Source organism: Ochrobactrum sp. BTU2 (genome assembly GCF_024539785.1).
In the GTDB taxonomy this organism is placed as follows: domain Bacteria; phylum Pseudomonadota; class Alphaproteobacteria; order Rhizobiales; family Rhizobiaceae; genus Brucella; species Brucella anthropi.
Genome location: NZ_JAHWRG010000005.1, coordinates 39538 through 61782, shown reverse-complemented (window position 1 = coordinate 61782; position 22245 = coordinate 39538). Strand labels below are relative to the sequence as shown.

The window sequence follows — 22245 nt, the reverse complement described above, 5'->3', positions numbered from 1 at the left end:
GCGGCTTATGCCGCATCTTCCAGATCTCAAACTTTCGAGCGGTCTTCTTCAAACCGCATGCAACTCGTTAAGCCTTATTCCGCTGCTTCCAGACGGATATTGCGGCTCTGAACGGCGTTGCGGGTATAATCGTCAATGCGCTTTTCAATTTCCGGACGGAAATTGCGGATCAGGCCCTGAATAGGCCATGCAGCAGCATCACCGAGAGCGCAGATCGTGTGACCTTCAATCTGCTTGGTCACATCGAACAGCATGTCGATTTCACGCTTCTGCGCGTTACCCTTGACCATGCGTTCCATCACGCGCCACATCCAGCCGGTGCCTTCGCGGCAAGGCGTGCACTGGCCACAGCTCTCGTGCTTGAAGAACGCTGCCAGACGAGCAATCGCCTTGATGATGTCGGTGGACTTGTCCATGACGATCAGGCCGCCGGTGCCGAACGACGATTTCTTGTCGCGCATGCCGTCAAAGTCCATGATGGCATCCATCATGTCTTCGCCCTTGATGACCGGGCACGATGCACCGCCAGGAATAACCGCCAGCAGATTGTCCCAGCCGCCACGAATGCCGCCGCCGTGCTTTTCAATCAGATCACGGAACGGAATGCCGAGGCCTTCTTCGATGACGCAAGGCGTGTTCACGTGACCCGAAATCTGGAACAGCTTGGTGCCGACGTTGTTCGGGCGTCCGATGGACGAGAACCAGGCCGCGCCACGACGCAGGATCGTCGGCGCAACGGCAATCGATTCCACGTTGTTCACGGTCGTCGGGCAGCCATAAAGGCCCATATTTGCCGGGAATGGAGGCTTCAGACGCGGCTGGCCCTTCTTGCCTTCAAGGCTTTCGAGCAGAGCCGTTTCTTCGCCACAGATGTAAGCACCGGCGCCGTGGGATACGAGAACATCCATATCCCAGCCGCACTTGTTGCCCTTGCCGAGCAGACCGGCTTCGTAGCACTCGTCGATAGCGGCCTGCAGCGCTTCACGCTCACGCATGAACTCGCCGCGAATATAAATATAGGCGGTGTGTGCGCCCATGGCGCAACCGGCGATTACGCAGCCTTCGATCAGCGTATGCGGATCGTGGCGCAGAATTTCGCGGTCCTTGCAGGTGCCCGGTTCGGATTCGTCGGCATTGACGACCAGATAATGCGGGCGACCGTCGCTCTGCTTCGGCATGAACGACCACTTGAGACCTGTCGGGAAGCCAGCGCCGCCACGGCCACGCAGGCCCGACGCTTTCATCTCGTCGATGATCCAGTCACGGCCCTTTTCGATCAAGCCCTTGGTGTTGTCCCAATGGCCGCGCGCCATGGCACCCTTCAGGGACTGATCCTTGAAGCCGTAAATATTGGTGAAGATGCGATCTTTATCAGCCAGCATGTCTCACCTGTTTCCGTTCGTGTTTGCCAATATCGAAGTCATCATACCGGCTTCTTTCCGAATACCTTGATGTATTCCTCGACGCCGCCCTTGGCCAAAGCCTTGGCCTGCTTTACCCAGTCTTCACGCTCGATGCGACCGTGGAAGCTGAGATAGCCGTCGACCCACTCGCGCTCGGCCTTCTTCCAGGAAGCGACCTGCTTGAAGGTGAAGATGCCCAGCTCATGCAGGGTTTCCTCAATCTTCGGGCCGACGCCGGAAATCAGCTTCAGATCGTCAACAGCTTCCGGACGCTCCATGGCAACCGGACGGTTCTTGTCATCAAGCTTGAATGCCTGCTTGCTGTCGACCGACGCGGCCTTTTCGGCAGCCTTCGACACCTTGACATCCGAAGGCGTCTTGAGCGCCGGATCGGTTTCAGGTGCATTGGTTACCGGCTTTGCAGCATTCGACGGAGCGACGTTCTTCGCTTCGTCGGCAGCTTTTGCAGCGGCTTCCGCCTTGGCCTTCTCTTCAGCTTCGGCCTTCGCCTTGGCTGCGGCGGCATCGGATGCCTTGCGGGTCTCAAGACCGACCTTCTTGTAGTCGAGATCTTCGGTCAGAGCGGTCAGGCCGTTGATCGGCTCGGACGTCACACGTCCGTCCTGCGGGCCCGGCTTCACGGTGTCGCCCTTGCCAGCTTCAAAAGCATCGATGATTTCGGCAAGACGTTCCGGCGTCAGATCTTCATAGGCGTCCTTGAAGATCATGACCATCGGTGCGTTGGCGCAGGCGCCCTGGCATTCCACTTCTTCCCACGACAGCGTTCCGTCGGCATTGAGCTCGAACGGGTCGTGGTTGATCTTGTGACGGCAGACATCCATCAGCGCTTCCGAACCACGCAGCATGCATGGCGTGGTGCCGCAAACCTGAATGTGAGCGCGTGTGCCAACCGGCTTCAGCTGGAACTGCGTATAGAAAGTCGCGACTTCCAGAACGCGGATCAGCGGCATTTCGAGCATGCCTGCAACATGTTCGATAGCGGCTTTCGTGACCCAGCCGTCCTGCTCCTGCGCACGCATGAGCAACGGAATAACAGCCGACTGCTGACGGCCTTCGGGGAATTTTGCGATCGTCTTGTGCGCCCATGCCTGATTTTCCGCGTTGAACGCGAAAGCGGCTGGCTGGACGGCATCATCTGCGAGACGGCGAACGGACATCAGCGGTCAACCTCACCAAACACGATATCGAGCGAGCCAAGAATTGCCGACACGTCAGCCAGCATATGGCCGCGGCACAGGAAATCCATGGCTTGAAGATGGGCAAAGCCCGGAGCGCGCAGCTTGCAGCGATAAGGCTTGTTGGAGCCGTCCGACACGAGGAAGACGCCAAATTCACCCTTCGGTGCTTCAACTGCTGCGTAAACTTCACCGGCAGGCACGTGATAGCCTTCCGTGTAAAGCTTGAAGTGATGGATAAGCGCTTCCATCGAGCGCTTCATCTCGCCGCGCTTAGGCGGCACGATCTTGTTGTCGGCATTGGAAACCGGACCGACGCGCTCCTTGCCGAGCAGAAGATCAACGCACTGGCGCATGATGCGTGCCGACTGGCGCATTTCTTCCATACGGATCAGGTAGCGATCATAGCAGTCGCCGTTCTTGCCGATCGGAATGTCGAATTCCATCTCGTTGTAGCACTCGTAAGGCTGCGACTTGCGCAGATCCCATGCCGCGCCCGAACCACGCACCATGACGCCCGAGAAGCCCCATGCCCATGCATCTTCCAGCTTCACGACGCCGATATCGACGTTACGCTGCTTGAAAATACGGTTCGGCGTGATGAGATCATCAAGATTGTTGAGCGTATTGAAGAACGGATCGATCCATTTGCCGATGTCTTCAACGAGCTGATCCGGCAGGTCCTGATGGACGCCACCCGGACGGAAATAGGCTGCGTGCATACGTGCGCCACAAGCGCGTTCGTAGAACACCATCAGCTTTTCGCGCTCTTCGAAGCCCCAGAGCGGCGGCGTCAACGCACCGACGTCCATGGCCTGCGTGGTCACGTTCAGAAGATGGTTCAGAATACGGCCGATTTCCGAATAGAGAACGCGGATCAGCTGGCCACGCTTCGGCACATCGATGCCCAGAAGGCGTTCGACGGCGAGTGCATAGGCGTGCTCCTGGTTCATCGGCGCCACGTAATCGAGGCGGTCGAGATAAGGCAGAGCCTGAAGATAGGTCTTGGCTTCCATCAGCTTTTCGGTGCCGCGATGCAGCAGACCGATATGCGGATCGACGCGCTCGACGACTTCACCGTCGAGTTCAAGCACCAGACGCAGCACGCCGTGCGCGGCAGGGTGCTGCGGACCGAAGTTGATATTGAAATTGCGGACCTGAGTCTCAGCCATGTTCAGCTTCCTGTTTGGCTGCAAGAGCCGCCAAGAACTCCTCGCCGGTCATCCGGTGGGTGTCATTGGCAAAATCGTAATTCGCAGGCTTGTTATCGATGAAGATTTCTTCGGCGAAATGAAAACGTTCCGGCTCGGCAAAGGCCTGCATCGAAACAACCGTCATTCCATCATGGACACCGCGCCAGAACAGCGACGAACCGCACTTCGAGCAGAAGCGGCGTTCGCCCCATTCCGAAGAAGAATAAGTCGCCAGGGCAGCTTCGTTTTCGATTTCAACCGAAGTGCCGCAATTGACGGCCATGAAAGCACCTCCCGACCAACGCCGGCACATGCTGCAATGGCAGACATCCATTTCCATCTTCACCGGAGAAGCAGTGAATTTCACCTCTCCGCAAAGACATTGACCGTTCAATCTTTCGCCTGCGCCCATGAGTATGCCCTCAGTTCGCCTTGGCTTTCTCGTCGCCCGGCAGAACGTAATCCGTTCCTTCCCAAGGCGAGAGGAAGTCGAAGTTGCGGAATTCCTGACGCAGCTGGACAGGCTCGTACACGACACGCTTCAGCTCGTCGTTATAACGAACTTCAACGAAGCCGGTGAGCGGGAAGTCCTTGCGCAGCGGATGGCCTTCAAAACCATAGTCGGTCAGGATGCGGCGCAAATCCGGATGGCCGGAGAACAGAACGCCGTACATGTCGTAGGTTTCGCGCTCGAACCATTCGGCACCAACGAAGACCGGCACTGCGGAAGGCACCAGCGTATCTTCGTCAGCCTGAACCTTGACGCGGATGCGCTGGTTCTGGCGCGGAGACATCAGCTGATAAACGACATCGAAGCGCTTGGCGCGCTGCGGATAGTCGACGCCTGAAATATCCGTCAGGTTGACGAACTGGCACTGCACGTCGTCACGCAGGAAGGTCAGAACGCTGATGATGCTCGCGGCCGAAACCGAAAGCGTCAACTCGCCATAGGCAAGTTTCGCCTCTTCGATCGCGTCGCCGAGGCGTTCCTTGATATAGCCGGAAAGTTCACCGAGAGCTTCTTCGCTCATTTTCCTAACTTCCTTCTTTAGAACTCACACCGCACTTGCCTTTTGGGAGGCCCTTTTCAGGGGATGGCAGGCAGTCGAACCCTAACAAAACTTGTCTTGCGCAAACCGGTCGATAACCGGCTCAGCGCTCAATCGTACCCGTGCGACGGATCTTTTTCTGAAGCATCAGAATGCCGTAGAGCAGTGCTTCAGCAGTCGGAGGGCAACCCGGAACATAAATATCGACCGGAACCACGCGATCGCAGCCACGCACCACCGAATAGGAATAGTGGTAGTAGCCGCCGCCATTGGCGCAGGAACCCATCGAGATAACGTAACGCGGCTCCGGCATCTGGTCGTAGACCTTGCGGAGAGCGGGTGCCATCTTGTTGGTCAGCGTGCCGGCAACGATCATCACGTCGGACTGACGCGGTGATGCGCGCGGAGCGATACCGAAGCGCTCGGCGTCGTAGCGCGGCATGGAAATGTGCATCATTTCCACGGCGCAGCAGGCGAGACCGAAGGTCATCCACATCAGCGAACCGGTACGCGCCCAGGTAATCAGAGCGTCAGCGGATGTGACAATGAACCCCTTGTCGGACAGTTCACTGTTCAGATCGTTGAAGAATGCATCGTCGGAACCGACAGGTTTGCCCGTGCGCGGGTCAAGAATGCCCTTCGGCTGCGGAGCCACGAGCGTTGTGTTGGCTGTGGTCAATCCCATTCCAGCGCTCCCTTCTTCCATTCATAAATGAAACCGATGGTCAGAACGCCAAGGAACACCATCATCGATGCAAAGCCGAACCAGCCAATTTCGCCAAAGGACACAGCCCATGGGAAAAGGAAGGCGACTTCCAGATCGAAGATGATGAAAAGAATCGACACCAGATAGAAACGGATGTCGAACTTCATACGGGCGTCATCGAAGGCATTGAAGCCGCACTCGTAAGCAGAAAGCTTTTCGGGGTCGGGCTGTCTATAGGCGACAAGAAACGGCGCAACCAGGAGGGCTACACCAATTACCATCGCAATGCCGAGAAAGATGACGATCGGCAGGTAGGAACTTAAAAGCTCGTTCATGGTCCTTTATCCGGCTTGAATACGAGGCTGCGCCGCCTGTCATAAGCTTTTTGGAGCTGACGACCATGCGACACATTGCATCTGTTGCAACCTCGTCGCCCAAGCAGCTTCAAAAGGCATGCCGTGCGAACTAAGCGCTTTTCGCCGGGACGGTTATCGCAGCGCGTTCGCAAGCGCAACCCCTCCGGCATGATCTATTGGGCAAAGACGAGCCAAGATGCTTAACAAGCCATGGCATCAAGCCCGCATATCCCACTGAAAACCCGTATAACATGAAAAGATCATAATTTCGTGAGGAAAAGTCGCACGGACTGGTCGGCTTAGCAATCGCCAGGAGAATCAATTGCCTGCAACGTGGGAATGAAAGTTGGGGGTTTCAGCTCTCGCTTTAAAATGAACTCATGGAGCAGCAGAAGCCGTTGCCCCGACCAGCCTACCGGGCAGATAAAGCACAAGCGATGCAGCTCCCTTGATTGCAGAGGCACCGTCTGCCAGCACCGCCTGCCCCGTTGTCTGCTTCTCCCGCCCGTTCAGAGCGTCCAGCGAAAGACTGCCATCACTGACCAGAGCCATGAGCGATGGCGACGATGCAAAGACATTATGTTCGCCTCCATCCAAATCGGTAGCGTCGATCACCGCGATTCCATATTTCTGGAGCGTCGGAATACTGGTGCCGTCCCCTACTCGCGCATGGCCGCCCGTAATAAAGGATGAGACCCCGAGCGCGCGATCGCTGCGCGATGTCATCACCGCCGTTGGGCGCGGCATGGGATCGATATCCTTGATCTGCTTTTCGAAGACGTCGAGATCGATGTCCGGTGCGGCGAGCAACAGCGCATTGATGCGACGCAACACATTCTTTTCGCCACGCAGAGACAGGGTTCTCAGAGCCTCCACAGTCACGAAGCTGCCCATGGAGTGCCCGACGAGAACAATACGCTCCGCCTTGCTGCGGGCGACGAGTTCCAGCAATCGCGCCAGACCGTCACGTGCGAAGTCCGCGCTGTCGCGATCATAGACATAAAGGCCCAGATCTCCGCCCGACGGCCAGGCATACTCGACCGCCACCGACTTCATTTTGTAATCATGGACAAATTGCGCAGTGCGGAATGTGCTGTCGGCAAAATTATTGTTGTAGCCATGCACAAAGATCAGGATTTCCTTGTCCTTCGGTCCCTGCTTCGCCAGGGCGGCATTCAATTGCGCGAGAAACTGCTCGGCATTGTCGTAAGGCTGGTATGCCGTGGCGGCGAAATTTTTGGCGGGATCAGGCTTGTAGCCGGTAGACTCAACCTGTCCTTTGACGTGAGCCGCCGGAATCCCGATATCAACCTGCGCAAAATTCAGCGTTTCCGAGCGCTTTGAATTGTAAGGCTGCGAGAAATTATCCGAGCGCTGGCGGCTCGTCGCAACATAAATAGGAACTACCGCCGCCGGTTTTGCAGGCTTGACGATAGCGGCTTGCGCTGCGGCCACCGATTGCGGGCTTGAATTCGGTCCATGCCACAGCACAGCGCGGGGTGTGCCACACCCGGCAAGAATCAAAAACGTTGCAAGCACACCAAGATAAGCGCGTCGGGTCATCGTCGCAGCGATCCGTTCCTGTCATCCGATTTCACGCGATTGAAAACAGGAAATTCGTTCCATGGCAATGCATGGACCAAATGGGCCGCTTCTCGCCAACTCAAATTATCGCGAAGTGCCTGCGGCGCGGACATTGAGAAATTCCGTTCGCGTTTATCGAGAAAGTTGGAATGGAAGCGTTCCAAATGCTGCAAGCTTTGCGAAGCCATGCCTTCAGATCGCGTTCGCCCCGGCTATCATGAAGCACATTGTCGGCCAAAGTATCGCAAGGAGGTCACGCATGAGCCATTATCTGCTCGCCAGCGGCGATCTTCTCGCCATTGCCGCGATCATCCTGTCAGTCGCCTATCTATCCTGGAAGCAGTTTTCCAAATAGCAGGCGTACGGTTCGGCGAAACAGCTACGCTCCGGCAATTCCATCAAGATTCTTTGAAGATGCGGCGACCCGAGAGACAAGGCGGTGGGCGCCACTTTCGTGTCAACGTTCAATCTATTGATTTGTTGAGAGGAAAGTGGCGCGAGTGACGGGGCTCGAACCCGCGACCTCCGGCGTGACAGGCCGGCACTCTAACCAACTGAGCTACACCCGCGCATTTCTCGGCAACCTTGCGGCTGCGTCGCACCGGCGTTTCCGTCCGGTGTGAGCGGTCGTTTAAGGGGTTCTCGAACAAGTGTCAAGCGCGTGTTTGGAGAAGAATTGCGATATTACAAAAATCATTCACAGGGCATTTCAATGCCCGTTCACGATCAGCAATTCTGGCTTGAGAAGAAGCAAAAACGGCGGTAGGCGCCACTTTCGTGTCAACGTTCAATCTATCGATTTGTTGAGAGGAAAGTGGCGCGAGTGACGGGGCTCGAACCCGCGACCTCCGGCGTGACAGGCCGGCACTCTAACCAACTGAGCTACACCCGCGCATTTCTCGGCAACCTTTCGGTTGCGTCGCACCGGCGTTTCCGTCCGGTGTGAGCGGTCGTTTAAGGGGTTCTCGAACAAGTGTCAAGCAAGGGTCACCAAGAAAGAATAAGAATTTTCGATTTTGCTGCAGAACACCCGATTTCCGGGCTTTTTCAATGACATCAAACTTATCCACAAACCCGGCCATGCACTCGAATCCAAACCAACTTTCAGAATCATCCGCATCGCAATCACCGACAGCCCTCCCCGCAGCAAATAGTGATACGTCAGTTGGCCACTTGATTTCATACCAACCAGTTGGTATTGTATCTTAAGGAGCACGATTATGGCACGCAAACAAAATCCAATGACCCGGTCCAACCTGCTTGATGCAGCATTAAGCGTTATTCGCACCAAGGGTTATGCCGCAACGACGGTCGATGACATCTGCAACAAAGCGTCCTTATCCAAAGGTGCTTTCTTTCATCATTTTTCCAGCAAGGAAGATCTGGCCGTTGCTGCCGCGAATTACTGGTCGGAAATGACCGGCACGTTCTTTGCGGAGGCCACCTATCATGCTCCCGAAGACCCGCTTGAGCGCGTGCTGGCCTATGTCGAGTTGCGTAAGCAGCTGATTCAAGGCGAGTTGCCTGATTTCACCTGTCTCGTCGGCACCATGACACAGGAGGTCTACGAGACCAATTCCGTGATCCGCGATGCCTGCTGGGACAGCATTTCAAGCCATGCAGACACGCTTGTTCCGGATATCGCAGCCGCGATGGAACGCTATCCGGTTGCAGGTGAGTTCACCGCTGAAAGCCTGGCTCTGCATACGCAGGCGGTCATTCAAGGCGCTTTCATCATCGCCAAGGCAAGCGGTGATCCGCTGCGTGCGGTGGAAAGTGTCGACCATCTCAAGCGGTATATAAGCCTGCTCTTCAAACACCCCGCCAATACCCATTGAACAGAAAACCGACAAAGGGAGGAAACCATGCCCAGCACTATTCGCCTGCACCGTGTATTTGCCACCAAGCCGGAGAAGGTTTATCGCGCATTCGTCGAGCCGGATGCGGTGGCCAGCTGGTTGCCGCCATATGGCTTCACTTGCACCGTCTATGAACTGGACGCAAAGGTCGGCGGCAAACACAGAATGTCGTTCCGGAATTTCACAACCGGCCACAGCCATTCCTTTGGCGGCACATATGTGGAACTCGTTCCGGGAGAACGGCTGGTCTATACGGACAGTTTCGACGATCCGAACCTGCCCGGCGAAATGAAGGTCACGATAACCTTGAAAGCCGTTTCGGTCGGAACGGAAATCAACATCGAACAGCAGGGCGTCCCCGATATAATTCTGGCTGAAGCCTGTTATCTCGGCTGGCAAGAATGTCTGGACAAGCTGAAGAAGCTCGTCGAGCCTGAAATCAACCAGTAACGCTGTTTCGGCGATGACGCATGGCTTGTTGCCGACCGTGCGTCATCGATCCGATAATCCCTACACAGCCTGTGGCTGCCTCACCGAAGAGAGATGGCGAACCACAACCGGCACCAGCAGCAGCAGCCCCACGATCGACGAGTAAATCTCCGGCGCGACCAGAAGAATGGCTGCAAAAATCATCAGGACATTTTCCCACGCCTTGGTCCGCACCAGGAAGAAACCTGACAATGCGGCACCCAGAGCGGTGATACCTATGGCGCAACCAAGGAACGCCACCAGGAAATCCGGCCAGTTGAAGTCCGATGTAACCAGCAGGAGTGACGGAGAGAAGACGAAGACAAACGGCACGAGCACCTTGCCGAGTCCGAGCCGGAAGGCCGTATTGCCTGTCTTGAACGGATCGGCGCCCGCCATACCTGCCGCCGCATAGGCGGCAAGCGCAACAGGCGGCGTGATATCCGCCAGCACCCCGTAATAAAAGACGAAGAAGTGAGCCACAATGGGCTCAACACCCAGCAGCCCCAGCGCGGGCGCGGCAATTGTCGCCATGATGATATAATTGGCTGTCGTCGGAATTCCACAGCCCATCAGAATGCAGACAATCCCCGTCATGACGAGCGTGAAAAGCAGCGTCAGTGTCTGCGGACCGAACCAGGCGGCAGGCAGAATGGTACCGAAATAGGTGGCAAGCTGGCCTGCAGTCGACGTCACGATATAGGAAATCTTGAAGCCAACGCCGGTAAGCGTCACCACGCCGACAATAATGCCGACGGTCGCCGCCGCAGCGCCAACGGCGAGCGCATATTTGGCGCCGTCGCGCAGTCCGTCAAAAATCTCGCCTATCGACATGCGCTTGCGCGGATTAAGCAATCCCACCGCAATACAGAGCGTAATGCCCCAGAACGCAGCCAGATAAGGCGTATAACCCGACAGCAGAACACCGATCAGCACGATCAGTGGAATAACGGTCGGCCAGTCGCGCTTGAATGCTTCCTTCAGGTCAGGCAGTTCTTCCTTCGTCATGCCGCGCAAGCCGTTGCGCTTGGCTTCGAAATGAACCTGCATCAGAACGCCGAAGAAATGCATGAAGGCTGGCACGATGGCTGCCAGAATGATCGTCGTGTAAGGCAGGTTCAGAAATTCGATCATCAGGAACGCCGCAGCGCCCATGATCGGCGGCGTGATCTGCCCGCCTGTCGATGATGCTGATTCCACGGCAGCGGCAAAGTGGCGTTTATAACCGAGCCGGATCATCGCCGGGATCGTCAGCGAACCGACTGTCACCGTATTGGCGACCGATGAGCCCGAAATCATGCCGAACAAGGCGGAGCCAAAAATGGAGACCTTTGCCGGACCGCCTGCGAAACGGCCTGCTACCCAGGCCGCGCAGTCCAGAAACAGCTGACCGAGACCGATGCGGGTTGCAAAAACCCCAAACAGCACGAAATGGAAAACATAGGTCGCGACCACACCGAGCGCGATACCGTAGATACCTTGTGTCGTCAGATAAAGATGATCGACAAGCTGGCTAACCGTTGCACCCGGATGCACGAGAATGCCCGGCATATGCTGCCCATAGAGCGCATAGAGCATGAACAGGACCGATATGATCGGCAGTGGCCAGCCGACGGAGCGTCGCGTCGCTTCCAGAAGGACCAGAATGAGAAGGCCGCCGAGAACGACATCCGTGGTCGTCGGATTGCCGACGCGGAAAGCCAGATCGTCGAGCGGTATCATTGGAACGTGGGCGACGGACACGACCGCGATGATTGCCAGCGCCCAATCGATAATGGAAATGCCAAGCGGTCTCAGCCACGACGATGTGGTGGGCTTGTCGTATCCCTTGCGGGAAAACGGGAAAACAAGAAAGACGAGACCGAGTACGAAGGAAAGGTGAATACCGCGATGCACCATTTCCGACAGAAGGCCGAAACCCGCAGTGTAATAGTGGAAGATGGAAAGTGCGATCAGCAGCGCGCCAACGATGCGGGCTGCGAGCGGCCCCAGCGGGCGAAAACGAATCTCGGAGTCGAATTTCTCTTCAAGCTCGCGCGCCTTGGCTTCATCCAGTTCCATGGGCGACAGTTTCGCCTCTTGCTCGCTCACCATACTGGCCTCTCCATCCAGAGTGCAGCTGATCCACTTGAATCAAAAAACACTCTAATCGCTTGTTTTGAAATGCTTATATACCTGAAAGATGCTTTGTACCGGACTGGAAGCAAATGCACGGAGTTCCGGTGAAACTCCGTGCAACTTGTTCATCCGAACCGGAATGGTCGGCTTATTTCAGAACGCCTGCTTCCTTGTAGAAGCGTTCTGCGCCGGGATGTAGCGGAATGCCAAGGCTGGTCGTTGCCGTATCAAGCTTGATGAGCTTGCCCTTTGCGTGCCCGGCATCGAGTGCTTTTCGGCTGTCGTCGTTAAACAGGGTTTTGGTGATGTTGTAGACGAGTTCATCCGGTTGCTTGGCGCTCGTCACCCATTGCGCCGCGACTGCCAGAGTCTCGGTCTGACCGACATCCTTGTAGGTATCGGCAGGAACAGCATCCTTCGAGAAGAACGAGTATTTCTCAAGAATCTTCTGCGCATCCGGACCGGAAATCGGAACCAGCGATATGCCGTTCGATGTGGCAAGCTCCGAGATTGCGCCGGTCGGATAGCCGCCAACGAAGAAATAGGCATCGAGCGCGCCGTCCTTCAGACGCTCTCCTGCAGGTCCCGGCTTCAGATGTTCAGCCTTGATGTCGCTTTCGCTCAATCCATACGCTTCCAACACGATGCGGGCATCAACGATCGTACCCGATCCCGGTTCATCGATGGAAACGCGTTTTCCCTTGAGATCGGCAACGGATTTGATTCCTGCATCCTTGCGGGCGACCAGATGAATGGTTTCGGGGTAGAGCGTAGCAATCAGGCGCAGATCTTCGACCTTGCCCTTGCCGTCATAAAGACCGGTGCCGGTATGCGCCCAGTAAGCCACGTCCGACTGGGTGAAGCCGGATTCCAGCGATCCGGACTGAATAGCGTTGATATTGGCGACCGAACCGTTCGATGAAACCGCCGTCGCCACCAGACCGGGAACGCCTTTATCCCCTGCCCCGGAAATCGCGTTGGCGATCAAGCCACCGATCGGATAATAGGTGCCCGCTGTTCCTCCGGTGCCTATACGAAAGAAGGCGGGAGCCTGTGCAAGAGCGATGCTGGCTCCGACAGCCACAATTCCTGCAAAAGCAGCAACCACACCGCGCCGGGTGAACTTTCCCATTGTCATATCTGCTCTCCGTTCCCAGAATAATTTTGTTCAAATTGTGTCGCCGAGCATGGAAAGCTGGGCGCGGCTTGTCAAGCGTCCAGTCCGCCATTGGCCAGACCTGCTGAATTTTGATATAACCTCAAAGCCCGAAGCGGTATTCTATCAAAATTAAAACCTCGATAAACAAGAAATAACAAGATTTATAAAACTACAATATGATAAATCATCGAGTAATTTAAATAAAAATCAAAAACTATACATATTTACTTGTAACACCACATAAATACCGTCAGAAATCGAATTCCAACTCCATAAACGACTTGAAAGCGCAGAATTTGTCGCTATCTTGGCTTCATGGCGTGTGCTGCGTGCGCCCAGGGATTACCCTGAATACGGAGACTGTTTTTAACCGTTTCTGTCAGGGAGCTGCCATGGCTGGTCGCATTCAAAATACTATACGCAATTTTCTTGATAGTGAGTCGTCAGGCGGCCTGCTGCTTATAGCTTCTGCAGCAGCGGCATTGCTGGTGGCGAACTCGCAGTTTTCAGAAGCTTATTTTGGCGCCCTTCATGCCTATCTCGGACCGCTTTCTGTCCAGCACTGGGTCAATGACGCGCTGATGGCAGTGTTCTTCCTCATGGTCGGGCTGGAGATCAAGCGCGAGATGGTTGACGGCCACCTTTCGTCATGGCCACGCCGCATTCTGCCCGGTGCAGCAGCAGCGGCAGGCATGGCAGTGCCGGCGCTCGTCTACCTTGCCTTCAATCTCAATAACGGTGCTGCCCATGGTTGGGCGATCCCGGCGGCGACCGATATCGCGTTCGCGCTCGGTGTTATTTCCTTGCTGGGGCCAAGAGTTCCGACATCGCTGAAGGTGTTTCTTGCAGCTCTTGCCATCATTGACGACCTCGGCGCAGTGATTGTCATCGGATTGTTTTATACAACCGGCGTTTCACTGATGGACCTTGGTTTGGCTGCAGCAGTCGTCGCTGCCTTGGTCGCCTTGAACCTGAGCGGCGTGAAGCGTCTGACACCTTATCTTCTGCTGGGCCTCGTGCTGTGGTTCTTCACCTATCGCTCGGGCGTTCACGCGACCATTGCAGGCGTTTTGCTTGCGCTGACCATTCCGATCAAGCGCACCCCCGCGAAGCCTGAAGCGACCGTCTCCGAAAGCCCGTTGCATCTGCTCGAGCATAGCCTCATCAAGCCGGTTTCGTTCATCATCGTGCCCATATTCGGTTTCGCCAATGCAGGCGTCAGCTTCTCCGGTCTCGGCATGGAAGCCTTCTTCGCACCGGTGACGATGGGTGTTGCCGCCGGTCTGGCCATCGGCAAGCTTGTCGGCATATTTGGCGCGGTGTTGCTGCTGGTGAAAACCGGAATCGTCGGCCTGCCCGCCGGGGCAAGCTGGCCGCAAATGCTGGGAACGACGCTTCTGTGCGGTATCGGCTTCACGATGAGCCTCTTCATCTCGCTTCTCGCTTTCGATGACGTGTTGCTGCAGAACGAAGCGAAAATCGGGATATTGATTGGCTCGCTCGTTGCCGGTCTCGCCGGGTTCATCGTGTTGCGTTTTTCAAAACGTGCCGATGGGCGGAATTTCAGCCAGTAAGTCGGATACAAACAATGCCCGGATGCTGAGCATCCGGGCATTGTTTCATCACTCCACCTGAACTTATCGAGGGTCTGCTATCCTCGTTTCGCGTTGAGCTTTTCGTCGGATGGCTTCCAGATTCTATAGCGGATTTCAAAGCCATCTTTCGCATAGATGACGATCGGAAGCCGGCTGTTGTAGCGGAGCATGAAGTTCTCACCCCGAACCGGCACGAAATCGGTTCGCTTGCTGTCCTCCGGACAAGCCATGAGCGTGCCCGACATGCGGTCGCTTGCCGCCAGAGTGAAATAGTCAAAGCCCCAGCCCTCGACGGTGCTCGGCGTTAAACTTCCACCAAACCAGCTGATATTGCAGTCCACGGTTGCGTTGCGGCCCGCGATAATTTCAACCTTGGCATCCTGTTCTTTCTCCAGTGGCGGAAGATGGATGACATAACGGTAAGAGCCCGACGGTGCTGCCGGGAAAGCTTCGAGATTCCGTTCAGATTCGGTCTTGTCCTGAGCGCTCGCGCCATTTGGAACGCCGAAGCTGACGGCGACCAGCGCTGTCAGTAAGAAATGTCTGACCTTCATGTTCATGCTCTCATCTGTTGCAGGTTTTATTGCGCTTATTCGGCCAAACCACCGGTTCCGGTCGCGGTTGCGCTATCAAATAAGAGGAAGACGATCGGCGTGCCCGGCTCGCATGAGGCATCGGTACGCCTGGCACCGACTTTGCCCGCCACGGGCGCGGAATATTCAGCCACGACTTCCCCGAATGAATTTCTCTGACTAGCCACTTTTTGTCCCGCTTGCACCTGCTCATTGAGTTCAACGTGATGTTCGATAAACCCGCCATGTGTCGTCAGAACCGGCGCCATTCCATCCGCAGCGAAGAGACCGGAATCCTTGCTGGTTTTGCCTATATTGCCTTCAATGACCTTATGGTGTTTGAGAACATTCATGGTGCCTTCGACAAAAAGGGCAATCATCGCATGATCGAAGATACGCGGTCGGCCTATTTCTGGCGTGAAGGCTGGAATACCCTCATCGATCAGTGCATTTGCGAGAAGGCCGTGGGCGCCGAAATTGTCGAAAATCTGCTCTATCGGATAAAGCTCAGCCATCGCCCGAACTTCCGGCAGGTCCATTCGCGCCAGATGAAATGAGGCCATATCCATACCAGTGGCTGCGGTATGAAAATCGATCCCGTAGTCGAGATTGGGTCGCAGCAGGTGATTGAACACCAGCCAAGCGTGGCGTGCCGCGGCTTCCGGTGCGTTCTCGTTACCCGGAAACAGCCGGTTGATATCGATAAGGTCAATCCCGCGTCCTGAACTCGGCCATCGCCTTGCCATTGCTTCAAGCGCCGGGCGAGACAGATCGAAGACAGCGACAACAGAGCCGGACATTTTTTGCGGGTCGAGCTGATTCACGATGGTGTGCAATGTGTGCACCGGGCTCATTTCGTCGCCGTGCACGCCACTGATCAATCCGATCCGCTTGCCGGGCAACTTGCCCTTCATCACCGTGACCGAAACATGCCAATGCTGGCCCGTCGGCATCTGCACGCCCTGGAAATAGAAATTGTGCCGCTTGCCCGCTTCCAGATCGGAAATATCGAGAAAGGAAATCACGCGCTTACCGTCTATGACATCACCGGTATAGACCGTGCCTGAACCCTTGCCGTCGGTATCCGGTTTTGCATCACCCGTCTGGGCCTGTGCCTGCCCGGATGCGAGCGCAACGGACCCTGCTGCCGCAATGGATGCGAGCATGAAATCGCGCCGGTCGATGCTCTGTGATTTTGTCTCGGTCATTCAGTTCCCCAGTATCGGACAATAGGTCGAAGACTCCGTGAGGCTTCACTCATGTACTGTTTCAGAGGCGGTATCCTTTTTCTCATCCGTTTGCCGTCCGAGACGCTCGCTCAGGCGCTGGATGACGAAGTAGAGACCGGGGGTGAGAATCAACCCAATCGTGGTCGCGGCAAGCATTCCGCCGAAGATCGTCACACCGACAGCCTGACGTGCACCGGCGCCCGCGCCCGAAGACAGGATAAGGGGAAGAATACCAAGGATGAACGATACGGCCGTCATCATGACGGCGCGGAAACGCTGCTCGGCTCCTGTACGGGCCGCTTCTGCGGCTGTCAGACCGGCCTCGCGTTTTTCCTTGGCGAACTCCACGATCAGGATCGCATTCTTTGCCGCCAGCCCGATCAGCAACACCATCGCGATCTGGACATAGAGGCTGTTCTGCAGCCCGAAGAATGTAAGAGCGGCAACAGCCCCCAGCAGCGCAGCACCCAGCGAAAGGATAACCACCGCTGGCAATGCCCAGCTTTCATATTGGGCAACAAGGAAGAGATAGGCGAAGAGGAAGGCAAGCGCGAAGACGATTACCTCCTGACCGCTGCTTCTGCTTTCCTGGAAAGACAGTCCCGACCACTCGTAACCATAGCCATCTGGGAGAGCTTCCGAAGCGACCTGTTCCATGGCCGCCATGGCCTGTCCGCTACTGGAGCCGGGAGCCGGGACAGCATTCACCTGCGCCGAAACCGAGAGGTTGTAGCGGGTGATGACGAAAGGCGCCAATACCGTGGTCAACGACACCACGCTCCGCAATGGCACCATGGTTCCGTTCCGGCTCCTGACGTGGAGTTTCAGAATATCCTCGCTATGCGCGCGGAAATCGGAATCGGCCTGAAGATTGACCTGAAACACACGGCCATTCAGCGTGAAATCATTGACATAGCGCGAGCCGAAATTCGCACCGATAGAGGCGTAAATATCCGACACACTAAGGCCAAGGGCTTCCGCGCGGGCACGATCCACATCGACATAGATCTGCGGCACATTCGCGTTGAACGTGGTTGCCGCACCACCGATTTCCGGCCGCCGATTGAAGTAACCGAGCAAAGCGCTGGTCACCTGCGCTATTTCCTGCGGAGGCTGGCCCTGCAAGGCCTGCAGACGGAAATCAAGACCGCCAACAGCACCGATGCCCGCAATTGCAGGTGGTGCAAATACCGAGATATTTGCGCCCGGCACCTGCGAAAACTGGGCACGCAAGGTGTTGATGATGTTGTTGAGCTGCAGCGCCTCTGTCTCACGATCTTCCCATGGTGTAAGGGCGGCAACCGCCATGGCGCCGTTGGGCGTGCTGGTCGACTGCAGGATGCTGAATCCGGCAACCGTTATGACATCCTGAACGCCTTCGGTCTCGCTCAGAACCTTACGCACATTCTCGACAATCAGGTTTGTGCGGTCGAGCGAGGCCGCACTTGGCAGCTGGATGTCGACAAAAAGCGCGCCCTGATCCTCGTCGGGCAAGAACGTCGCGGGAAGATTGACGAAAACGAAATAGGCCAACGCGAAACAGGCGACGATGCCGGCAACCGGCACTATCCAGTATTTCACCAGAAAGCCGACGATCTTGCCATAGCCGTTGCGGGTTTTCTCCATGAAGCTTGAAAACCACGCCAGAGGACCGCGCTTGTAGCCTCCCTGTCCGCGCTTGAGCAAAAGCGCTGCAAGCGCCGGACTGAGCGTCAGGGCTACGAACGACGAAAGGATCAGCGCCGACGAGATCGTGACTGCGAATTGCCGGTAGAGCTGCCCGCCAATGCCTTCCAGAAACGCCGTGGGCGTGACCACAGCCAGCAGAACCAGCGTTGTGGAAATAATCGGCCCGGTGATCTGGTGCATAGCCTTGCGCGTGGCCTCAATGACCGAGATATCGGGCGTATCATCCAGCACGTGCTTGACGTTTTCAACGACCAGAATTGCGTCGTCCACCACAAGCCCGATGGCGAGGACAAGCGCCAGCAGGGAAATCATATTCAGCGAATAGCCAACGGCGAGCAGCACCGCGACCGCACCCAACATCGAGGCCGGAATGGCAAGCGCTGAAATGAGCGTCGCCCGCCAGTCCTGCAGAAAGATGAATGTCACCACGAGCACGATCACGAAAGCTTCGAACAATGTTCGCGCAGTCAGTTGCAGGCTTGCCTCGACAAACCGGGTCGCATCGTAGACGACATGATATTGCAGTCCCGAAGGAAATCTGGACGACAGACGTTCAAGCTCTGCCTGCACGGCAGTCGCGGTCTGGATCGCATTGGCATCGGGCGACTGGTTGATCTGCAGCATGGCCGACTCATGACCGGCAAAACTTGCGCGCGACGCATAGTTACGTGCGCCAAGTTCAAGACGTGCAATGTCGCGCAGAAACACTTTTGCTCCGTCCGCCCCGGTGCGGATGACAATGCCTCCAAATTCATCCGTATCGCGAAGCCGCCCTTGTGCCACCAGCGTATATTGAAGTTCGGTGCCCACCCGCATCGGCGGCGCGCCCGCCTGCCCCAGCGTTGCCTGAATATTCTGACGCTGGATCGCCGCCGACACTTCATCGACGGTTATGCCCAGCGCATCCATTCTTTGCGGGTTGAGCCAGACGCGCATCGAATATTCGGATGCGCCCACAACACTCGCTTCGCCGACGCCGGGTACGCGCGAGATTGCATCGACAATCGTAGTCGTGGTGAAATTGGTGATCTCAAGCGCGTTGAGGCTATCGTCCGGCGAATAGAATGCAATGCCCAGCACGAAATCGGGCGAACGGGAACGGACCGACACGCCTTGCTGCGCCACTGCCGCGGGCAGTCGGGAAATCGCCAGTTGCGCCCGGTTTTGAACATTGATCTGCGCCAGTTCGGGATCAGTCCCGACTTCAAAAGTGACCGACAGCGAATACTGCCCGGCGTTGGAGCTGGTCGATGACATATACATCATGCCATCCACGCCATTGATTGCCGTTTCCAGCGGGCCACCGACAACGTCGGCAATCACCTCCGCACTCGCACCGGGATAGACTGCCGATACGTTCACTGTCGGCGGCGTAATCTGCGGATATTGCTGGATGGGCAATGAAAAGATCGCAATCGCACCGGCGATAGAAATGATGATCGAGATGACGATTGCGAGGCGGGTTCGTCGTATGAAGACTTCGGAAATCATTGCCCCACCCCTGCAGTACCGGAGATCGGGTCACGCGGGGATACGGCCTGCCCATCGGCGATGCGTTGCAAGCCCTCGACGACAATCGTTTCACCAGCCTTGAGGCCATCTGTAACCGACCAGCCATTGTCGATACGCGTGCCGGTCACGATCGCACGCCGGGAAACCGTATTACCCTCGTTGAGAACATAGACATATTTGCCCTGCCGGTCCTGCAACACGGAAGACATGGGAACTATCGGCAACTCACCAACCGTTTCATCCAGCAGATTGACGGCAACCACCTGCCCCGGAACCAGAATATGGTTGGGATTGGCGAACAGGGCGCGCACCGCCACTGTGCCGGTCTGCGCGCTCACTTCATTGTCGATGAACTGGATGTTTCCCCGCTCGCCATATTGCGTTCCGTTGGCCAGCATCAAAGTCAGCTTGAAGCTTTCGGGATTGACTGTCCCGCCTCCTGCTTCCTTCTGGCGAATAGCAATCAGAGCGCGGTCCGTGATCGAAAACACAACACGCACGGGATCAAGCTGCACAATGCGCGCGAGCGGTCCCATGCCCGGGCCAACGAGGTTGCCGACGGTAAAGAGCGAGCGCCCTATTGTCCCGTTGATTGGTGATCTGACCTGCGTATAGGAGAGATTGAGCCGCGCATTGTTGAGCGCGGCTTCTGCGTTCCGCACATCCGCAGTCGCGATATCAAACGCTGCCTGTGCATCGTCGAGGGAAGCTTGCGAAGCGGTGTTGCGGTTGGCGAGCGTCCGCGTTCGCGACAATGATTGTCGTGCGGCATTCTGGGCAGCTTCGGCACGTGCAACCTGTGCCTCAGCAGACATAACTGCCGCCTGCATCTGGTCTGGCTCAATTTCAAAGAGGAGATCGCCTGCCTTGACCGCAGCGCCCTGCTCGAACGCCTTTTCCTTCAGGAAACCGGTGATCCGCGCCTGAATATCAACAGCTTCAATCGCCTCGATCTGCCCGTTGAAACGAAGCGGTGCAGTCGCAGGTGCCAGTTCCACCTGGCGCACGATCACGGGAGGCGCCGCGCCAGTTGGAGCTTGCTGAGCCAGACTTGGCTGCAGAAGCAAAGGCGACAACACGGCTACAAAGGCAGCGTTCACAGAACGACGAACGAGAGTCTTCTTCAATTGCGTGTCCTCCCTCCGGTCGGAAATCGACCGATCACTCACGCATTTCGGGTACTCAAGGCTATTCCGATATAGGCGACACCAGCGATCAGCAGTGCAATTCCCGCAATCGATCCTGATGGCAGGTCACGCGTCCAGGGCCATTTTACCACCAGTGCCGCGCTGGCAGTCCAGGCGATCAGGCCGGAAAGCGTAAACCACCACCAGCCGCTTGCCGGTTTGATTTTCCAGGATAGCGCCAGCTGAAGGAAACCATGCACAAACACCACGATGGCAATCAACAGAGTGATGGCAAGGGCACCCTTGAGCGGGTTCAGATAGATCATGATCCCGCCGACAAGCTCCACTGCTCCGGACAGTTCCTGCCAGACAAAGCCCGCCCAGCTTTTGACCCAGAGCGACTGGATTATCTAGACGACGCCGATAGCCACAAGGACGAGGCCAAACATTGTGCTGGCTGCGAATTCAGAGAACACAGGCAAGAACAGGCAAAGTATTCCGCCCGCCATAAGCAAAGCGCCGATCCCGAGAAAACCTTTCCATTTTCTCTGTTCGACAGTTTTGCGTTCCAATACCTGCAGTTGCTGAACGTCCATTATAGACCCCTCTATGTTAAAAGGGACGCGTTACTGCGAATGCGAAAGTATGTGCATGTTTCGATATAATAGTACAGCCCGAAGGCAACAAATTTAGTGGGCTACCGACCAATCGCCATCTTCCAGTTTCAACCAGCTTGTAGACGTGATGCTGGAACGCAAGCAGAGTTGCGCTACCAGCCCTTCGACCAGACGATCGTCTTCCTTGCCGGCGAATAGCGTCGCCTCGACCTCGACTTCATCGCTGCCTTCTATGTGGTGGCTTCGGATCGCGTGGAACCGGAGCTTCTTCAGATCTAGTGTCTGGATTAGCAACGCTCTCACAGAAATCTCGCTTTCCGCAGGACATCGGAACTTCACAAGATAGAATTGTTCGATTTCCGGCTCGACAAAGGAATAGCGGTTCACGAGAACCGCAATTTTTGGCAGCGAGACATTGAGGCAGACAATGAAAAATGCCGTCTCCACGGCAAGAAGCCACAGTCCATAACCGGTGAGAACGCCAACTGCCCCCGTGCTCCAGATCGTAGCTGCAGTACTCAGCCCCTTGATGCTTGCGCCATCCTTGATAATCAGCCCAGCACCGAGAAAGCCAATCCCCGTAACGACTTGCGAGCCCATTCTGAGGTCGCCTTCAAGTCCAAGAGCGTAGGGTAGAGAAGCATAGGCTGCCGCACCCAATGCCACGAGGCCATGTGTGGCGAGACCGGAATGACGTTGTTTGATCTGACGTTCCAGCCCGATTGCAGAACCGAGCAGGAGCGCCAGACCGAGATTGACCATGATGGATGGGATTGCGACGACTTCCGGCATGCAGTCCTCTTTATGCCTTGG

Annotated in this window: 20 protein-coding genes and 2 tRNA genes; 3 read left to right on the top strand and 19 right to left on the bottom strand. The window is 56.2% G+C overall.

From position 1 onward, the window contains the following. Positions 1 to 74: 74 nt before the first annotated feature. From nuoF to KWJ32_RS16110, 10 genes are all read right to left on the bottom strand, one after another. Complete coding sequence (nuoF, locus tag KWJ32_RS16155; RefSeq protein WP_010661177.1) at positions 75 to 1382, bottom strand: NADH-quinone oxidoreductase subunit NuoF; 1308 nt, start codon at positions 1380 to 1382, stop codon at positions 75 to 77. 41 nt (positions 1383 to 1423) lie between these two features. Then, the gene (locus KWJ32_RS16150) at positions 1424 to 2581 is read right to left on the bottom strand and encodes an NADH-quinone oxidoreductase subunit E (RefSeq protein ID WP_010661176.1); all 1158 of its coding nucleotides are present in this window, start codon (positions 2579 to 2581) and stop codon (positions 1424 to 1426) included. Next, positions 2581 to 3771: an NADH-quinone oxidoreductase subunit D gene (locus KWJ32_RS16145; protein WP_010661175.1), complete on the bottom strand. Its 1191-nt coding sequence runs from the start codon at positions 3769 to 3771 to the stop codon at positions 2581 to 2583. The genes KWJ32_RS16150 and KWJ32_RS16145 overlap by 1 nt, the downstream gene beginning before the upstream one ends. Further along, positions 3764 to 4126, bottom strand: coding sequence for a GFA family protein (locus KWJ32_RS16140; RefSeq protein WP_226622304.1), 363 nt, complete (start codon positions 4124 to 4126; stop codon positions 3764 to 3766). Before KWJ32_RS16140 ends, KWJ32_RS16145 begins: the two co-directional genes overlap by 8 nt. 88 nt (positions 4127 to 4214) lie before the next feature. Continuing rightward, the gene (locus tag KWJ32_RS16135; protein ID WP_040129363.1) at positions 4215 to 4823 is read right to left on the bottom strand and encodes an NADH-quinone oxidoreductase subunit C; all 609 of its coding nucleotides are present in this window, start codon (positions 4821 to 4823) and stop codon (positions 4215 to 4217) included. A gap of 121 nt (positions 4824 to 4944) precedes the next feature. After that, positions 4945 to 5526, bottom strand: coding sequence for an NADH-quinone oxidoreductase subunit B (locus KWJ32_RS16130; protein ID WP_010661172.1), 582 nt, complete (start codon positions 5524 to 5526; stop codon positions 4945 to 4947). Continuing rightward, positions 5517 to 5882: an NADH-quinone oxidoreductase subunit A gene (locus KWJ32_RS16125; RefSeq protein WP_006466588.1), complete on the bottom strand. Its 366-nt coding sequence runs from the start codon at positions 5880 to 5882 to the stop codon at positions 5517 to 5519. Before KWJ32_RS16125 ends, KWJ32_RS16130 begins: the two co-directional genes overlap by 10 nt. Positions 5883 to 6281: 399 nt before the next feature. Continuing rightward, entirely contained in the window at positions 6282 to 7466 is a 1185-nt protein-coding gene (locus KWJ32_RS16120; RefSeq protein ID WP_256886154.1) for an alpha/beta fold hydrolase, read from the bottom strand. 513 nt (positions 7467 to 7979) lie between these two features. Next, positions 7980 to 8056: transfer RNA gene (locus tag KWJ32_RS16115), tRNA-Asp, on the bottom strand. A gap of 246 nt (positions 8057 to 8302) precedes the next feature. After that, positions 8303 to 8379 (bottom strand) — tRNA-Asp (locus KWJ32_RS16110). A 328-nt stretch (positions 8380 to 8707) separates the two neighbouring features. Here KWJ32_RS16110 and KWJ32_RS16105 point away from each other — a divergent pair. Then, positions 8708 to 9325 (top strand): TetR/AcrR family transcriptional regulator, encoded by a 618-nt coding sequence (locus KWJ32_RS16105; protein ID WP_010661169.1) that lies wholly within the window; start codon positions 8708 to 8710, stop codon positions 9323 to 9325. A 27-nt stretch (positions 9326 to 9352) separates the two neighbouring features. Then, positions 9353 to 9796 carry an SRPBCC family protein gene (locus KWJ32_RS16100; RefSeq protein ID WP_040129368.1) on the top strand — a complete coding sequence of 148 codons (444 nt, stop codon included), beginning with the start codon at positions 9353 to 9355 and terminating at the stop codon, positions 9794 to 9796. 60 nt (positions 9797 to 9856) lie between these two features. Here KWJ32_RS16100 and KWJ32_RS16095 read toward each other — a convergent pair whose 3' ends face one another. Together KWJ32_RS16095 and KWJ32_RS16090 are read right to left on the bottom strand one after the other, a co-directional pair. Continuing rightward, a complete protein-coding gene (locus KWJ32_RS16095) occupies positions 9857 to 11908 on the bottom strand; it encodes a TRAP transporter permease (RefSeq protein ID WP_010661167.1) in 2052 nt (683 codons plus the stop codon). A gap of 172 nt (positions 11909 to 12080) precedes the next feature. Then, positions 12081 to 13070 carry a TAXI family TRAP transporter solute-binding subunit gene (locus KWJ32_RS16090; RefSeq protein WP_256886153.1) on the bottom strand — a complete coding sequence of 330 codons (990 nt, stop codon included), beginning with the start codon at positions 13068 to 13070 and terminating at the stop codon, positions 12081 to 12083. A gap of 413 nt (positions 13071 to 13483) precedes the next feature. Between KWJ32_RS16090 and nhaA the strand changes: the two genes are divergently transcribed. Beyond that, a complete protein-coding gene (gene nhaA, locus KWJ32_RS16085; RefSeq protein ID WP_010661165.1) occupies positions 13484 to 14665 on the top strand; it encodes a Na+/H+ antiporter NhaA in 1182 nt (393 codons plus the stop codon). 77 nt (positions 14666 to 14742) lie between these two features. Here nhaA and eco read toward each other — a convergent pair whose 3' ends face one another. The 7 genes from eco to KWJ32_RS16050 form a co-directional block, all read right to left on the bottom strand. Next, positions 14743 to 15240 (bottom strand): serine protease inhibitor ecotin, encoded by a 498-nt coding sequence (eco, locus tag KWJ32_RS16080; protein WP_256886152.1) that lies wholly within the window; start codon positions 15238 to 15240, stop codon positions 14743 to 14745. A gap of 35 nt (positions 15241 to 15275) precedes the next feature. Then, positions 15276 to 16466 (bottom strand): succinylglutamate desuccinylase/aspartoacylase family protein, encoded by a 1191-nt coding sequence (locus KWJ32_RS16075; RefSeq protein WP_040129370.1) that lies wholly within the window; start codon positions 16464 to 16466, stop codon positions 15276 to 15278. 45 nt (positions 16467 to 16511) lie between these two features. Further along, positions 16512 to 19667, bottom strand: a complete 3156-nt coding sequence (locus KWJ32_RS16070; RefSeq protein ID WP_029925029.1) for an efflux RND transporter permease subunit — start codon at positions 19665 to 19667, stop codon at positions 16512 to 16514. Further along, complete coding sequence (locus tag KWJ32_RS16065; protein WP_012092269.1) at positions 19664 to 20815, bottom strand: efflux RND transporter periplasmic adaptor subunit; 1152 nt, start codon at positions 20813 to 20815, stop codon at positions 19664 to 19666. The genes KWJ32_RS16070 and KWJ32_RS16065 overlap by 4 nt, the downstream gene beginning before the upstream one ends. 38 nt (positions 20816 to 20853) lie before the next feature. Continuing rightward, positions 20854 to 21162, bottom strand: coding sequence for a DUF308 domain-containing protein (locus KWJ32_RS16060; RefSeq protein WP_256886151.1), 309 nt, complete (start codon positions 21160 to 21162; stop codon positions 20854 to 20856). A gap of 63 nt (positions 21163 to 21225) precedes the next feature. Further along, positions 21226 to 21411, bottom strand: a complete 186-nt coding sequence (locus KWJ32_RS16055) for a hypothetical protein (protein ID WP_256886150.1) — start codon at positions 21409 to 21411, stop codon at positions 21226 to 21228. A gap of 93 nt (positions 21412 to 21504) precedes the next feature. Next, on the bottom strand, positions 21505 to 22224 hold the full coding sequence (locus tag KWJ32_RS16050; protein ID WP_012092270.1) for an MgtC/SapB family protein: 720 nt from the start codon (positions 22222 to 22224) through the stop codon (positions 21505 to 21507). Positions 22225 to 22245 lie beyond the last annotated feature (21 nt).

Coding starts and splice junctions, on each gene's coding strand:
- nuoF (WP_010661177.1), bottom strand. CDS start 1,382: ATGCTGGCTGATAAAGATCGCATCTTCACCAATATTTACGGCTTCAAG.
- KWJ32_RS16150 (WP_010661176.1), bottom strand. CDS start 2,581: ATGTCCGTTCGCCGTCTCGCAGATGATGCCGTCCAGCCAGCCGCTTTC.
- KWJ32_RS16145 (WP_010661175.1), bottom strand. CDS start 3,771: ATGGCTGAGACTCAGGTCCGCAATTTCAATATCAACTTCGGTCCGCAG.
- KWJ32_RS16140 (WP_226622304.1), bottom strand. CDS start 4,126: ATGGATGTCTGCCATTGCAGCATGTGCCGGCGTTGGTCGGGAGGTGCT.
- KWJ32_RS16135 (WP_040129363.1), bottom strand. CDS start 4,823: ATGAGCGAAGAAGCTCTCGGTGAACTTTCCGGCTATATCAAGGAACGC.
- KWJ32_RS16130 (WP_010661172.1), bottom strand. CDS start 5,526: ATGGGATTGACCACAGCCAACACAACGCTCGTGGCTCCGCAGCCGAAG.
- KWJ32_RS16125 (WP_006466588.1), bottom strand. CDS start 5,882: ATGAACGAGCTTTTAAGTTCCTACCTGCCGATCGTCATCTTTCTCGGC.
- KWJ32_RS16120 (WP_256886154.1), bottom strand. CDS start 7,466: ATGACCCGACGCGCTTATCTTGGTGTGCTTGCAACGTTTTTGATTCTT.
- KWJ32_RS16105 (WP_010661169.1), top strand. CDS start 8,708: ATGGCACGCAAACAAAATCCAATGACCCGGTCCAACCTGCTTGATGCA.
- KWJ32_RS16100 (WP_040129368.1), top strand. CDS start 9,353: ATGCCCAGCACTATTCGCCTGCACCGTGTATTTGCCACCAAGCCGGAG.
- KWJ32_RS16095 (WP_010661167.1), bottom strand. CDS start 11,908: ATGGTGAGCGAGCAAGAGGCGAAACTGTCGCCCATGGAACTGGATGAA.
- KWJ32_RS16090 (WP_256886153.1), bottom strand. CDS start 13,070: ATGACAATGGGAAAGTTCACCCGGCGCGGTGTGGTTGCTGCTTTTGCA.
- nhaA (WP_010661165.1), top strand. CDS start 13,484: ATGGCTGGTCGCATTCAAAATACTATACGCAATTTTCTTGATAGTGAG.
- eco (WP_256886152.1), bottom strand. CDS start 15,240: ATGAAGGTCAGACATTTCTTACTGACAGCGCTGGTCGCCGTCAGCTTC.
- KWJ32_RS16075 (WP_040129370.1), bottom strand. CDS start 16,466: ATGACCGAGACAAAATCACAGAGCATCGACCGGCGCGATTTCATGCTC.
- KWJ32_RS16070 (WP_029925029.1), bottom strand. CDS start 19,667: ATGATTTCCGAAGTCTTCATACGACGAACCCGCCTCGCAATCGTCATC.
- KWJ32_RS16055 (WP_256886150.1), bottom strand. CDS start 21,411: ATGGACGTTCAGCAACTGCAGGTATTGGAACGCAAAACTGTCGAACAG.
- KWJ32_RS16050 (WP_012092270.1), bottom strand. CDS start 22,224: ATGCCGGAAGTCGTCGCAATCCCATCCATCATGGTCAATCTCGGTCTG.